Annotated in this window: 8 protein-coding genes and 3 pseudogenes; 4 read left to right on the top strand and 7 right to left on the bottom strand. The window is 57.1% G+C overall.

Annotation, left to right across the window (positions count from 1 at the left end; translation table 11 throughout):
* Nucleotides 1-39: 39 nt before the first annotated feature.
* On the top strand, nt 40-1,359 hold the full coding sequence (locus FHT02_RS16570) for a cellulase family glycosylhydrolase (RefSeq protein ID WP_246352481.1): 1,320 nt from the start codon (nt 40-42) through the stop codon (nt 1,357-1,359).
* Between the two features lie 624 nt (nt 1,360-1,983).
* Nucleotides 1,984-3,201 carry a glycosyltransferase gene (locus tag FHT02_RS16565; protein WP_184090212.1) on the top strand — a complete coding sequence of 406 codons (1,218 nt, stop codon included), beginning with the start codon at nt 1,984-1,986 and terminating at the stop codon, nt 3,199-3,201.
* A gap of 188 nt (nt 3,202-3,389) precedes the next feature.
* Here the strand turns inward: FHT02_RS16565 and FHT02_RS16560 are convergent, their stop codons facing one another.
* The gene (locus FHT02_RS16560; RefSeq protein WP_246352471.1) at nt 3,390-4,484 is read right to left on the bottom strand and encodes an IS5 family transposase; all 1,095 of its coding nucleotides are present in this window, start codon (nt 4,482-4,484) and stop codon (nt 3,390-3,392) included.
* Between the two features lie 354 nt (nt 4,485-4,838).
* On the opposite strand from FHT02_RS16560, the gene FHT02_RS16555 reads away from it, so the two are divergent.
* Complete coding sequence (locus tag FHT02_RS16555; RefSeq protein WP_184090209.1) at nt 4,839-5,669, top strand: glycosyltransferase; 831 nt, start codon at nt 4,839-4,841, stop codon at nt 5,667-5,669.
* Nucleotides 5,670-6,570: 901 nt separating this feature from the next.
* Here FHT02_RS16555 and FHT02_RS16550 read toward each other — a convergent pair.
* The 3 genes and pseudogenes from FHT02_RS16550 to FHT02_RS16540 form a co-directional block, all read right to left on the bottom strand.
* Nucleotides 6,571-7,767 carry a glycosyltransferase family 4 protein gene (locus tag FHT02_RS16550; protein WP_221239534.1) on the bottom strand — a complete coding sequence of 399 codons (1,197 nt, stop codon included), beginning with the start codon at nt 7,765-7,767 and terminating at the stop codon, nt 6,571-6,573.
* Nucleotides 7,768-7,973: 206 nt separating this feature from the next.
* Nucleotides 7,974-8,927 carry a polysaccharide pyruvyl transferase family protein gene (locus tag FHT02_RS16545; protein WP_184090203.1) on the bottom strand — a complete coding sequence of 318 codons (954 nt, stop codon included), beginning with the start codon at nt 8,925-8,927 and terminating at the stop codon, nt 7,974-7,976.
* A 442-nt stretch (nt 8,928-9,369) separates the two neighbouring features.
* Nucleotides 9,370-10,122: pseudogene (locus FHT02_RS16540) on the bottom strand (HAD-IIB family hydrolase).
* Nucleotides 10,123-10,587: 465 nt separating this feature from the next.
* On the opposite strand from FHT02_RS16540, the gene FHT02_RS16535 reads away from it, so the two are divergent.
* A complete protein-coding gene (locus tag FHT02_RS16535) occupies nt 10,588-10,776 on the top strand; it encodes a hypothetical protein (protein ID WP_184090199.1) in 189 nt (62 codons plus the stop codon).
* A 633-nt stretch (nt 10,777-11,409) separates the two neighbouring features.
* Here FHT02_RS16535 and FHT02_RS16530 read toward each other — a convergent pair.
* From FHT02_RS16530 to FHT02_RS16520, 3 genes and pseudogenes are all read right to left on the bottom strand, one after another.
* Nucleotides 11,410-11,898, bottom strand: a pseudogene (locus tag FHT02_RS16530) (IS630 family transposase); the annotation flags it as partial.
* A gap of 8 nt (nt 11,899-11,906) precedes the next feature.
* A pseudogene (locus FHT02_RS21660) lies at nt 11,907-12,069 on the bottom strand (transposase); the annotation flags it as partial.
* 91 nt (nt 12,070-12,160) lie between these two features.
* Nucleotides 12,161-13,660 carry an oligosaccharide flippase family protein gene (locus FHT02_RS16520; RefSeq protein WP_184090196.1) on the bottom strand — a complete coding sequence of 500 codons (1,500 nt, stop codon included), beginning with the start codon at nt 13,658-13,660 and terminating at the stop codon, nt 12,161-12,163.
* Nucleotides 13,661-14,616 lie beyond the last annotated feature (956 nt).

Raw genomic sequence — 14,616 nt, 5'->3', positions numbered from 1 at the left:
GAGGCGCCTACTTCCACCACCCAAAGGAGATTTCCAGTGATGCGCCTAACCCCTCTCTTTGCGGTGCTCGTATCGGGCGGCGCCGGATTAGCTTTTGCCGGTACAGGGCACGGCCTCATCGGTGAGAACCCGACGTCAGGTCACATCGTGTGCGCTTCGGAATCCGCCGTCCCGCGCAACCAAGTGGGTCGACGGCTGCGATCGGCCGGAACGCGCAGCCAAAGTTTGGAGGTCTGGATCGACCGCAAGAACGGGCCGGACAGGTCAGTCGAGGGTGCCGCCGGCTTATGGTCTTCAGGGTCTGCGTTTGAGGGCGGGACTTTCGGGCCCACAAGCTTCGGCGCGTGCACGGCGCAGGCCTCCCGAATGCTGATCACTTCAGCCCCAGTATTCGGGCATTTCGCTCAAGCCAAACCTCGACGTGCGCTGTTCGGGGTCAATTTGTCGGGTGCAGAAGCGGGAGGAGGCGACTCCGTTCGTCCGGGCTTGAACGACTTCAAGGGCTACATCGAACGTTACCGTTTCAAGCTGATCCGTTATCCCTTCAAGATGGAGCGCATGACGCCAGTGCGCATCTCGGAGCTACAAGCCAATGTCGGTTACGCTCGCTCTAAACGGGTTCCAGTAATCCTTGATCGACATGATTATACCTGGCGCAAGCCGGAGGTGATGATTGCCGACTGGACTGCGCTCGCCCGCAACTTTCCCGATGACGGATCGGTGGTTCTCGATTTGGTTAACGAGCCACGAGGATTTGACGACGCCGTGGTCACAAACGACTGGATGCAGTGGATCCGCGACAGCAAGGTGATCATCGCCGGCCTGCGTAAAAACGGTATCCGTCATCCAATCGCGTTGGAATATCCCGGCTGGTCGGCTACCTTTCGCTTCGACAAGGGGGAAAAGCCGGGCAAGGCTTGCGAAAGCGCTGGCTGCGCGATCGATCGCGACAGGAGCGGGCCTTTAGACCCAATCAACCTAACCTACATCAGCGGCCATCGTTATTGGGATAAGGGCTCTAGCGGGACTAGCATGTCCTGTGACAGAACCTGGGGCGACACCAGTGGCTTCGATCGATTCGCGGCGCAGCTGCGCAAGCGCGGGCTTAAGGCGTACATCACCGAGGCGGCGTTTGGCGCCAGCCACGGCGTGAAGGAGAACTGCAAGGGCATCGGGGCCGACGCGATTGCCGATGTCAAGGCCAACTCGGACGTGCTGCTCGGGATCACCTGGTGGGGCGGTGGCCGTATTTGGCCCGAGGAATACCACTTTAAAATCGAGCCTAAAAAGAACACACGTTTCAAGGTGGATGTCCCGCCATTCATACGGCAGCTCCGTGGGGAGCAAAGGCAAGATTAGGCAGACTGATTCAGAAGGGGTTCACTAAAACCCGGCACGTTGCTCAAGAAGTGAGATGGCTGGGATATCCAATGTTGCGCCGGCGCGGGAATATCTCTCGATCTAAGCTCCCCTCGTGTGACGAGGCAATCGAACTGGATGGTTTCGTAGTGCCCTCGCGAGCGGCTCTTGAAGCCGTATCACCGACGGCGCAAATCAGTGGAGCTCTGGGGTAGTTACAGCATGCGTCGTTAGGTGAAGAATGCCAGTGCAAAAGCCGATGCTTTTTGTGAAGCACCTAATTGGGCGACAAATTCGCTTCCAGAGGAAGCTCCTATAAAAAAGCGTTCCCATGCAAAGCTCATTCGACGATCTGCCACCAGCCCCGTGTCGCACCAGACGTAAGGGCGTATCCAGGGCCGCGCAGAAGCTTGGAGAAGTTCAGAAAGGTCGGGCATCCGAGAGTCGCAGATAGGATGCTTCTGCGTAGCTCCTCACAAACCTCGGCTTACTGACAGCGTACCCGCGCTCGGGTTGCGTCGTCGCTATAGCCACCCTACGACCGCCGAGCTTCGTCGCCTGCACCGTCCCCCGCGTCCGGGTCCGGCGGCAGGCGAGCTGGACGGAATTCGACGCGAGGTGGAAATGAAGATAGCATTTTTTCTAGCTGAGTATCCCGTCGCCTCAGAAACATTTGTGGTGCGCCAAATCCGAGGGATGCTCGATAAAGGGCATGATGTCACCATTGTAGCTGGTACGTCGAGCGAGCTTGTGCCCGACCCATTAAATGGTCGCGCAAAAATATGCGTAGTCCGCGGAGGTAAAGCCGGGGTCTGGCAAACTGCTAAAACCACGCTTTCTCTTGCAATTTCTTCTTTGAGCAACGAAGCGAGTAAGCAGGCACGCAGGCAGTTCAAGGTGATCGCCTCCGGCCTGCGCCACAGGTTCACGGCGCCTGTGGCCGATATCAGCGGATTGGGAAGGCGGTCGCTCGGCAGTTTCGACGGAATTGTCGCTCATTTCGGACCCGCAGGCGTACGAGCGATGTACTTACGGGAGGCAGGGCTTCTCGCCGGCCCGATCGCCACTGTATTTCACGGCGTCGACATGACCGACAAGCACCTGATTAGGCGTTATCTGCCGTTGTATCGCAAGCTCTTTTTGGAAACCGAGCTGCTTTTGCCGATAAGCCAGCTTTGGAGGAAGCTACTTCTTCAGTGGGGCGCATCAGGCAGTAAGACGAAAGTTTTACGCATGGGTGTTGACGTAGATCAAATCGCGGCGCTTCCCGACGAACGATCTCTTAACCGGCCACTTAGGATACTAAGTGCAGCTCGGTTTGTTGAAAAGAAGGGGCTTCGGTACGCGATAGAAGGTATCCGAAACTGTGAGGAAGCCGTTGAACTCCGGATCATCGGATATGGCCCGCTTGACAGGGAACTTAAGGCCCTCGCCTCTGGTGAGAGGAACATTATTTTCATGGGAAAGCAGTCCCATCAGAGTGTGTTTAGCGAACTTTCGAGATCTGATCTGTTCCTCCTACCTTCGGTGACCGCGGAGAGTGGCGACATGGAAGGCGTGCCTGTTTCACTAATGGAAGCCATGGCAGCTGGCGTAGCCGTGATTTCGACGCGACATAGTGGCATACCAGAGCTGATCGAAGATGGCGTCAGTGGGTTCTTAGTGGATGAGCACGATCACGTGGGAATAACCCGGACAATCACGAACATTGCGAGTGGTGCCTTTCGCTTGGATGAAATCCGACGAAATGCTCGAGCCAAGGTTGCGAGAGATTTCAACAATATCTTTCTTGATGACGAGCTTGAGAAAGCAATCCAAGGTCTGAGTCGGGACAAGGCGTAGCGGCCTTGGAAAGCATCTTAGGCATGTTCCATGAGGGCCATGTTCCTCGAAGTTACCCGGATCGAAGAACTAGCCTCCGTGAATCCGTCGGTAGGGCTGATTTAGACGCCCTTGTGGCGGCTCTTAGCCCGCCACGGAACCATGCGAAAAAGACGGCTCATGCCAGTAGGCAGGACCGCGCCGGCATTTTAGAGCAGCGCTGGACCGGGTTCGACGACCAACTTGACCTCGAGGCGGAACGCCTCGTGTTCATCGATGAGGCCTGAGCGTCCACCAACATGGACCGCCGCTACCAACTTCGCCACACTAGCATGGTAGCGTCTATGGTATTCGACAGACCAAACAACCGGAACGTCTAGTGAGCCTACGTCGATCAGCTGCTCGTGCCGGGACTGAAGCGCGGTGACGTCTTGGTCATGGACAACCTGTCGAGCCACAAGGCGCCAGTCGTGCGCGGGATGATCAAGGCGTCGGAGCCAGCCTCCTCCTCTTCCCGCCCAGCAGCCAGACCTCAACCCGATCAGCAGGCCTTCTCCAAGCTTGAAGGCGAGAGCTGTGGCGAGCGCCATGCCTGAGAGGAAGTTTGCGGCGAGCTTGTCGTAGCGGGTGGCGATCCGACGGAACTCCTTGAGGCGGCAGAACGCGTTTTCGACGACGTGGCGGCCGCGGTATCGATCCTTGTCGTATCGGATGGTGCGCGTGCGGTTGCGCCGGTCAGAGATGACCGGAACAGCGCCTGCGTCTCGCAGCGGGCGCCGCAGTTGGTGAGCGCCGAATCCCCCCTCGGCAAGCAGGTAGCGCATGCGCCCGGCCCGCTGGAGAAGCGTCGGGCGGCCTTGTTGTCGCTGACATTGCCGGCGGTCAGCATCAGCGCATAGGGGTGGCCGACCACGTCGGTGAGCGCGTGGACCTTGGTCGTCCAGCCACCACGCGAGCGGCCGATCGCGTGAGCCGAGCGTTCCTTTTACGCCGATTGCGGCACGCTGTGCCTTCACATAGGTGCTGTTGGTTGCAGTGCTTTTCGTGACCTCGCTGGCACCCACAAGCGCGTCGAGCAACTTCAGCCAGAGGCCCCGGTGCGACCAGCGGGTGAGGAAGCTGTAGACCCTCGTCGGTAGCCCATACTCAGCCGGGCAGTCGTACCAACGGCATCCTGATTTCAGCACATGCAGAATGCCGGAGATCACCCGCTGGCCGTTCACGCGCCGGGGACCGGGCTGGTTCTTGGGCAAGTGCGGCTCGATCGCTGACCAGGTCACGTCCGACAACCAGAACAGCGTCATGCCCCACCTCCAGTGATCCACGCCGCCGTGAATCAGGGAAGCCCCTCTGCCTCGACCCGCTGATTGGGTTTGGACCCTAGTACCGTTCTCGGGAGGATTCTGGGTCTCGCCTTTAGTGACATCGTGCACTAAGAGATTGGGAAGCATGGCCGGTGCCCCTTATGGCGTACTCGCTCTTTCATTTGACCTGCGCATGCCAATAGTTTTACTTTCTGATTGTCGTACTGGTAAGCTCTGTCCCACCCCTGTGCGTCACAATGAGCGTGAGATGATGCGCTTGGGCTTGGTCCGTCGAGCGGCGGGTCGTGACGACGCTCAGCTCCCCCGTTTATTGAAGCGAGAAAAGTGAAATTCGTGAATACGTCCATCTATGATCCCGGAATACCGGTCGAGCCTTGGCGTGGTGCAACCATACCGCGCATTATCCATCAAACTTATCCGTCGATCGATCTACCCGACACTCTAGCAAAGAGTACCACCGCGTTGAAGGAAACCAATCCTTCTTGGCAACACTGCTTATATGACAATGCGGCTATCGAAAGGTTCATCTATCAAAACTATGGCTCGCGAGTACTCGCGACTTATAAGCGGATCAATCCCGTGTATGGGGCTGCACGCGCTGACCTTTTTCGTTACCTGCTCATTTATAAGGTCGGCGGTGTATACTTGGATATCAAAAGCAGCTTTAGCCGCCCGCTTGATAGCGTGCTAAGCTGTAACGAAGGTTTTGTTGTGTCTCGATGGAGCAATAAAAAAGGTCAGAGGTACGAAGGATTTGGAATAAGAGATGAACTGCCGGACCTCCCGGAGGGCGAGCTTCAGCAATGGCATGTGATAGCTGCGCCCGGCCATCCGTTTCTCAAAGCCGTTATTGATGCGGTATTAAAGCGAATTGCCACCTATCGCCCGTGGCGCGACGGAACGGGAAAGCCTGCGGTGTTGAAGCTCACGGGACCGGTAATTTATACTCAAACCATCCTGCCACTGCTCTCCGATTACCCATGCAAGATCATAGAAAATGAGCAGGCTATCGGACTCGAGTACAGCGTCGTTTCTGGCGAGGGCCACCGTAACCTTTTTGCGCAACATTATAGCCTCAGCCGCTCATCATTAGTGCGACCTCGCGGTTTCGCAAGTGTTCTTCACCTGCTGTGGGGAACGGCTCGAACTCTTAAACGCCGCTGACCTTTTGCACAGTAGCACCTGCCCGTTAGGCCTCCTTCAGTCCCGGCTATGGGGCGGCTAACACCTCTCGTTGATCGCGGCCGCAGATAAATGCAACTGACTATGCAGCCGTTCGAGCCTCTGAATCGTCGTCGGTTCGGCGTTCCCGACGGCGCGCGTCGCCATCACCTCGGCTACACAAATCGCAACATCGACGGTGAATGCAACGCGGTAAGCTGACTGGACCGGGACGGTGATCAGTGACCGCGAGCATCAGGTATCCGAACAAGCTTCTTCATGTTGGCCTACGTTTGCGTTGGCCTTGGGAACGGCGCCTCTTGCCGCCATGCCTCGACGAAGCGCGTCAGCCAGCCGCCCCTTGCGGCCGTCACCTGTGCAGTCACCTCATCAACGAAGATGGAGCCGATACACCGCTTCAAGCGATGCGGCCAACACATGGATCCGATTTCAAGAGGGACCGACTAGACTAGTGAACAGCTTCTTCCTTGCCATAATCAGTGCCAGCACGGATCCTCAGAAGCGGCTTGAAGTGTACGGGCTTGAAGCAGCAGGCCGGCTAAAAGCGCAAGCTTAAGCGCATATGCTCACCGAGGCTTAGCGTGGAGCATTGTCTCGCCGTGGCTAGCAAAAAACACCGCGAGCGCTCATGCGGACGCGTCGAATCAGGCGGCTAGACTAACTTGGCTGAGGAGAGCGCAGTCACCTCCCATAGCAGCGCCGCCGCTACAGAGATCGCATGTGCGCTTCCTCTAGCCGTACTTTCGGCTGCGCCACTGGCTCCTACCGCGGACTGGCTCGTCAATTGAGATGAACTAACCCCCAGTGAAGCTACTTCCTGAACGACGTTGAAAAAGGATATAGAGAATTCTTCCACGATCAGCGTTCATTCAGAACCACGTAATCACAACACCATTGTTCTTACTGCCTGCGCGAGGGTCTCAGGACTAAAGAATTCTTGCTGATGCTTTCTGCCGTTTGAAGCTAGGCTACTCCTCAAGGCTGGATCCTCCGCCAACCCGATCATTGCGTCGGGGAAATCGCGAACGCCGTCCACTAGAAGAGCGTCTCTCCTGTTTCTCAAGGATAATCCTTCCGCTGCAAATCGGGTGGCGATCAAAGGCCTGCCGTAAGCAAGAGCTTCAAGGATCTTGATCCTGGTGCCGCCACCGTAGGTGATTGGCGCGATAACAGCATCGCATTGCTCGTAGAATGGTTGCACCGACGGTACGTTAGAGTACAACGGTATAGATAGGTTAGCGAGCCTCTGCTTAAGCTCCGCGGGCGGCGACATCCCCACAACCGTTAGCGAAAGCTCAGGAAGTCGAGAGCGCAGCGAGGGCCAGGCTTCATCAAGAAACCGCATTAGGCCGATCAGATTTGGTCCGTGAGTGAAACTGCCAACGAATAGATAGTGGCGTCCATCACCCGGGGAACTTGGGAGCAAAGGACGTTCTATAACATTTGGAAGCTTGATCACCCGCCTGTTCGGCCATGTTTGAACATCCTCATCGGTGCACACGCTTACTGCGTCCCATGTGCGTGTCGCACGATCTTCGGCGACTCCGATCGCCGCTGCCTCCAACGCAGCGTAGACGCGAGCATCGATGCGAGCCCGGCTGTCCAGCCTAGCCTTCTGCTTGATCACTTTGGACATGACATCGTCGAAGTCAACTACCCGCCTTTTTGCGTGCAGATATCCGCTGCTGAGCAGCGCATCAACTAGCGCGGCACTGGGCAGCCGTCCCGCGAAGACTAGATCAGTCTTGTTCCTCGGAAGCTGCCTTGCAATACGGCGCAGATTACTTCGACTGAAACGTGGATATTCCTTGGAACCAAATCGTGCATAATCTACCCATCGGCCAATTGACCATGGTATCCAACTGCGACGATCAGATATCGGCTCGGTCCCAATCTTTACGATTGAAACGCTTGCCACCTCAGTCGTCAAAGGAACAAGATCTTCGAGCTTTCTATCCTTTCTCCGGGTCAGATAGACTAAATCAACGGCGCCGATCCGCGCGAGGGATTGAAGCAAAAAGGCTGCGCGTTGTGAACCGCCATCTCCATCTTTAGACGGCCACAGAAAAGTAAAGAACATTAGACTTGCCATGGCTTTTCTTCCGCTTTCGGCTTAGTGGGGATGGAGAGGCGCGCATTCTCAGTGACGCTACTTCTGGTACCAACAAGCGGATCGCAAAGGCTTGCAGGTGGTATCACCTAAGTCAAGACGATTTTGGCCGCGTCTTACCATGTTGGATTTTGTCACGCGAAGCATTGCGAACTCTTTTGTTCCACTTGCATCAGCTACCTTAGAAAGCCCCTGGCCTGGTCGCTTCGAGCTCGATCAAGCGCGTTTTTAACTCTCGCAATCGCAGACCGAAGATCTTCGTCGGAACTCAGTTGGCCAGGTGCGTGTGTGACGAGGCGGCGAAGCTCTGTGATTGCGACCCGTTGCTCGAAACGCGTGCTCCTCGGCAAACTAAGAGTGTCGAACTGTTTCCCGGCAAGCGTCCCCATGGCCTTAACGGCCCGCTTGAATGAAGAATAACTAAACGCAGGTGGGGAACGCCGAAGCTCAAGGATCTGATGGAACTTGACATCAACCGAGAGGGCGCCCGCCCAGTCAGCCCACTTCACAGCGTCGAACCTTCGGGATATGCTCACGGCGACCCAAGGCACGCGTAGCGCATCCGCGACGATGGCACCATGCATCGCCTCGGTGATGACTTTGTTTAGTTTTCCTATTGAAGATATAGTCTTTAATGAGTCAGCATGGGGATCTATATAGGTAATGCCTAAGCGTTGGCAGTGAGTTTGCCAATCCCACTCTCGAGCGCTCCATACGTGCGGCATAAAACCGACGCCGTCTCTGCCGGTAGTTTGAAATAATTCGCTAAACTCGTTGATAAGAACCGCAGGATCTGCAGTAATGAGATTTGGGGCCAAACGGTAGTAGGCCGCTGTGAGCGGCCCTCTGACACCATATAACTTCCAGTTGTTGCTTAGGTCGACGAGTGCTCCTTTGCCACCGGATCCAGTTCCGATAACCACCTTCAACGCCTGTGCCGGCAAAGCCTTTTCAAACCAAGAGCCTAGGAGGGTTCCGATGCCGATCAAATGACAGGAGGGGTCATCATTAACGAAGCCTGGCGCAGCCCGATCCCAAAGCCACTCGTTCAGATCGTCGCCGAAGTTTCCCTTTGGATCTTCGTAGTATGAAAGCCGCAATAAGCCCTCCTGTTGTTGCGGGCCCACCATCCACACAATCCGACAGGCGCCCAGCTAGAGCGCTGTCGCCATAAACCGTAGAACCACAATGTCAAAACGGGAACTTCGCGCTGCAGCGTCATAACGCCGCTTAGTTGGCACTTCCAGCGAGCGCCTTGCAACTCTCCGTATCAGATGCGCGAAAAAGCTTGTCGAGTAGTACTTCTTCTTCGCGCTGATCATAGAGCCCACTACGCCGCTCTTGAGCCGCGAGTTGCGGCTGAAGTGAACTCAAGGGGCACAGAGCGACTGGATGGCCTTCGCACCCACTATGCCGGTCCGCTGCCAGCGCCTTCCGGGAGACTGCGACACTAACTCTGCGTCCGTGACGTAGATTTTCGCATAAGACGCCGAACGGCACTAAGTGGTTTTCGAGCAAACTGCATCGTCGAAGATGATCTTTCTTCGGGATTGGGCCGAAAGCCGCGTTCCATCAACCTTTAAGGCAGATCACGATCGTGTCGATCGCGCTACGTGTGTCGTCGATCGTTTCGACCTTAACGCAATCTATGCCTGCTTCGAACGGCGGATAGTCGTTGCCACCTGGAAAGATGGCATCGCCAATGAATATCATGTCAGCGGTTGTGATACCGGTGTGGGCGGCAAGCTTCTGCAGGCCCGTGGCCTTGTTAACGCCCTCGCGGGTGATATCGGCTGAACTCGCGCCGCCAAGTGCGATCGCGAACCGAGGGAGGCGCTGCTTTAGATTGGCCTGGATCACCTTGCGCTTGGCGAAATCAGGATCCCAAGAATCCTTGGCCTCGACCGGTGCCTCCTGGCCAAGCGCGGAGAAGGTAATCGGGCTGCCGCGATCCTCGATCAGCTCGCCCCAGGTCTGTTCTGGCTTGAACCCAGTAGCGTCCTAGGGAAGCGTGAAAGGCGGCGATGATGAGCGCCTTTTCCTCGTCAGCGAAGAGGTCGGTGTAGACCGCCTGCCACCTAGCGTCGTTGTGACGGTACATCTTGGTGCCGGTGGTTGGCATGATGAACAGCCTCTCGAACTGAGCGTCGGCTGGCATCTGCGACATGACCTGCTTCTCGAACTGTGGCCAGTCGCCGCCCGATATGACGGCTACCTTCGCGACCGTCAGCGATTTATTGAAAGGCGTCCGGCCACGTCAACGTCAAGGCGCTGCTTCGCCATCGCTAATGTTCCATCCATGTCAAACGCGACAAGCCTATTCATGCAGCCCCACAAGCTACTGCTATTCGGGCCCGCATGTACGCCGGACGAAGCGGTCAACGGTTGAGCTGCAGAGCACCGTTCCCCTGTGAGGCCGCTCCCCAATGCCGCTTGGTTGGTCTGGATTTTTCCCTGATGGAGTCAATGCGGACCGCCCGAGACTCGCCACTTGCTGTCGAACCGCTTTGCCTCGCCGAAGCTGCTGGTCGCCCACCAGGCTGACCGCCGCATACAAGGAAGCGTTGTCGAATCAGCGGCAGAGAAGAGTCCGTTCCTTGCCGGCTGCTCGCCACTGTCAGCAACGCCAGTTGGTGTGAGCTGGCGTACGCCTCCGGCACTGTTACCCGTACCTCCGGAGGGGCTTGCGAATACGGGCGCAAACGCCGGTGCCGATCTGACTGGATACAAGTCCAGCCACTTTCGACCTTGAAGTCGCTATTTATTGATCCGACTGAGCGGAACGTTATCTTGGCTGATGTAACCGCCGGAGCGGCGGAAGCAGATGCCGGCGCTAGTGCCAAGGAGACGGTGCTCAGCTCGATCCCATGCGTGCGAGAAGGCGAATTTCTGGAGAACCCAATCTTGGTAGCGAACGTATGTCTTGCCGATCTCGTCGACGGGCAGCTTGATGTGACGAGTAAAAATGCCACACGGTGATGCTCAAGACGATGGCGGCGGTACCACGCGTGCAAAGCACTGGCTGCACTCGCCGCGGAAAGCGCGAGCGCGCTGCTGGCGATGCCTTCCGATCATGTCATCGCGACGTCGCCGCCTTCCGCGCGCCGACTCAACGCGGCGATACCGCTGCTCGCGGCCGGCTGGCTGGTCACGTTCGCGATCGCGTGCGAGGAGCCTGACACTGGTTACAGCTGAATCAAGGCCGGCAAGGTACTCGCTGGTGGCGTTCAAGGCGTCGAAATCTCTGGAGAAGCCGCCGCGGGATCAGGCCTAGGCATGCTGGGGGCAGGCGATTATCCCGTCGCTGGCGACGCACGCGCCCACGACGCTGGACACGTGCCAATTGGCGATGAGCAATGCCCCCGTGCGCGTGCGAGCGCACTCTTCTCGACGTCCAAGCGTTTCCCCTGACAAGTTCATCGCGTACGTAGTCATGGAGAGGGCAGCGCGGGTGGCGGTGGTGCCGATCAGCACGGGAGCGAAACAACGAAGGCCGTTGGGACGCGCTGCACGTGATCAGCGATCTAGATGCTGCCGGCAACGCGCATTCGAACTGCACTCGAGGCCCAATTGTCTAGTCCGGACGGGCGGCAGGGGGTGGCAATTGGCGGTGTCGCTGCATAACCTGCGTTCTGCCGTCTGGCAGAAGCGCTTCACAGAGGTGAGGATCTCGTCGGCGGACTTAGTCCATCGGTGAGGTTTTGGGTTCTCGTTGTGCCGCTCGATGAAGGAGCGGATGTCCTGCTCGAGCTGCGTGGTGGAGGTGTGGACGCCGCGCTGGAGCTGCTTGCGGGTGAGTTCGGCGATCGAGCGCTCTACCTGGTTGATCCACGATGCCCCGGTTGGCGTGAAGTGGACATGATAGTGCCGTCGGCGCGCGAGTCATGCCCGCGCCAGCGCGGTTTTGTGGGTTGCGTAGTCATCCATGATGGTGTGGACGTCGAGGTCGGGGGGCACCTGAGCATCGATCTGCTTGAGGACATCGAGAAACTCAGCAGCGCGGCGCTGCTTGTAGCATTTGCCAATCACGAAGCCCGAGGCAATGTCGAGCGCGGCAAACAGCGAGGTCGTACCGTGTCGAACATAGCTATGGGTGCGGCGCGCACGCCCCAGCGCATCCGCCGGTTGTACAGCGTCTTTTGCGGGCCATAATCCTCGGGCGCGCCGCGCCACCGCAGCCCATTTTGGTTCACGAAAACGATTTCGCTCAATGCTCGGCGGTCATCAACTCGGGGCTTGCCGTGCTCTTGGAAACGTTCGCACGCGCTCCATCTGCTCGGCCGTCAGCCAGTACCGGCCGCCCACCCAGATCTCGTCGCAGAGCCTGAATCGGATCGCGATGCGCCCACCGATGGTCCTAATTTTAAGCTGATCTCCCGAAGAAGCTAAGTGACTTTCGCGCGATTGCAATGAAGCCAAATGCGTGGACCACCTCCATCATTGCACGCCGAGAAGTTGCAAAGGCTGTGCCCGCAACAACCGCCAAGCCGCTACCAGAAGCCGAGATTATTGCAAGCGAAGAGAAAGGGTCCTCAAGATACATATGATCGGTGAGCCACAGACCGAGTAATGAGCCAACTGCTGCGCCGCATGCCAATGGAATCCCGGGTACGATCGCGCTCAACTGATCACCAACTCCTACTGGTCCCTTTCGACCGGCGACGGTGAGGCGAATAACGGCTACTAGAAGGGTGGAGCAGGAAAAGGACCAGGCTGTCGCAACAACTCCAAAGCTCATACCAGCAACTATCGCACCGACGCGGATCACCAACTCCACGAGCCCCAGCGTTCTGAGTTCGGCAGATCGGTTCTGGGTGATGAATAGATCGCCGATCGCGTAAGCGGCACCCATCCCTGCAAATGCTGGAGCAAGTGCGGCAAATACGAGGCCGGCCTCAGCCCATTGAAAACCCAGTACGATGTTCACCAAGTAGGGGCCAACAAAAAAAAGGATAACCGACATTGGCATCAAAAAGGTGTTTAATTTCCTCGTGAGTCCCAAGTAAGCGGCGCGATATTCGGCGGGATACTGGCGAAGGCGGGTCAATAGGGGCATGGTCGCTTGAGCTATGGGTTCAATTAGGTTCGTGATAGGAAGCTGAAAAAGCTGCTGTGCGCGATTGTACTGCCCTAGAGACGCCGCGCCAAGGAATCGTCCAATCAGCAGGGCCGCGGCATTTTGCGCAGCAAAGATAGAAATCGAAAAAACAGAGGCGTTCGCGCCGAACCGCAATAACTCGCCTAATTCTTCGGTACGTTGCGGTCTGCTTGGCCACCACTTAGCAGCGAGCACACTGCCGACGGAACCAAGCACCGTCTGAACCAGCGTTCCGTACACGATAGCCCAAACACTGTGCCAATGCAAGGCAAGTACCAAGGTAACTAGGAAGCCTCCCAGTTGCCCGACGGAGTCGATTGCAGCGATGTAGCTGAACCTGAGCTCGCGATTCAGAAGCGCCCGGTGCTGGAGTGATAATCCACTGATCACGAATCCCGCTAAAGACACTAAGATTATCTTGGAGACTACAGGTTCATTATAAAATAGAGCGATCCATGGTGCTGAGGCCGCGAGTGCGACGGTCACGGCGACGGTCATCACAGCATTGAACCAGAAAACGAGGCTCATCTCTGATTCAGTGATTGTTCCCTTACGGAGTATTGCATTCGTAAGCCCGAAATCTCGAAAGATGGCTCCGAAACTCACCAGAACGAGCGACATATTTGCTAGGCCGTACTCGCGCGGAGATACGAGGCGGGCGATCGTTACGGTTGATAGTAGCGTGATACTAATCGCGAATAATCGCCGAGCGATGAGGAAGATCGGTCCACGCCGAGACCGCCTCTTGGCTTCTTCGATATCCACTAAGCGCCTCCAATGAAGCGGATATGATCAGCGAGATCAAATGGTGGAGCTCGGAACTCGATCTTACGCATCAACCTCAACGCCAAAGATTAATATGTGACAGACGGTACCCACGCCGAAACAACTCTACACGCATAGACTGGCCACCCCCGCAGGCTCGGGGCCTATCCAGGCGCTGGCGTGGTTGGAAAAACCGTATCACATCGTTCCACATATAGCTATGGGATCGCTTGTAGCGGTTCTCGGCCGATCTGAACCGTTGATGATCCCCCGGGTTTCCCAATTCAGCCTTCCTGCTGGCGAAGGAGGCCGGCTGGGATCGATCGAGCCTTGTCACGTGATCTTCCGGACTGTGTGGTTACCGCTCTTGAGGGGCGGGGGCGTGCCGGGCGGCGGGCGAACAGTTTAGAGTGAGTACTGCGAGCGCTATCTGCTGGCGTCAGCTGTCGCTTCGGCATGCTCGACCAAGATCGACGAACATGCGGCCTCATCCACGCTGCGATCGAGCGGGAATCCGACCTCACCCTGGCGAAACTGCGTACGATGCTGGCTAGGCACGGGGTGAGCACCGGCATCTCGACCTTGTTTCGGACACTTTGGCGGCGCTGTCAGGCCCGAACGGTTCCGTGAGGGGCGCTACTTTACGATGCACAGCCTGTATCCTCTCGCCCGCAAAACATCGAAGCCGGGCCCGCAGACCGGTAGCTGCGTATCCAGCGAATCCAAAGGCCGCCCTGCCGGTCCGGCATAGAACCTGAAGTCGCTAGTTCGCTACGTGATACTGGCCGCGCCACTGTTAGCATGCGGCTCCATGCCTTCGCCGCCTTGTCTTGGTCGGGCGACTTACCGCATGTTTATATCGACTAATCAGTGCGAAACGATCGGTGAGTAGCACCGATATTGGGGGACGTCAAACTCGACTGCGATTGCGGGAGCCATGCGCAACGATCGGGCTT

The sequence above is a fragment of the Sphingomonas xinjiangensis genome (assembly GCF_014199255.1).
Taxonomy (GTDB): Bacteria; Pseudomonadota; Alphaproteobacteria; order Sphingomonadales; family Sphingomonadaceae; genus Sphingomonas; species Sphingomonas xinjiangensis.
This window is presented reverse-complemented; position numbering and strand designations above follow the sequence as displayed.

What these genes read in the sequence shown, in the direction of transcription:
- FHT02_RS16570 (WP_246352481.1), top strand. Translation starts at nt 40, where the DNA reads ATGCGCCTAACCCCTCTCTTTGCGGTGCTCGTATCGGGCGGCGCCGGA.
- FHT02_RS16565 (WP_184090212.1), top strand. Translation starts at nt 1,984, where the DNA reads ATGAAGATAGCATTTTTTCTAGCTGAGTATCCCGTCGCCTCAGAAACA.
- FHT02_RS16560 (WP_246352471.1), bottom strand. Translation starts at nt 4,484, where the DNA reads ATGACGCTGTTCTGGTTGTCGGACGTGACCTGGTCAGCGATCGAGCCG.
- FHT02_RS16550 (WP_221239534.1), bottom strand. Translation starts at nt 7,767, where the DNA reads ATGTTCTTTACTTTTCTGTGGCCGTCTAAAGATGGAGATGGCGGTTCA.
- FHT02_RS16545 (WP_184090203.1), bottom strand. Translation starts at nt 8,927, where the DNA reads ATGGTGGGCCCGCAACAACAGGAGGGCTTATTGCGGCTTTCATACTAC.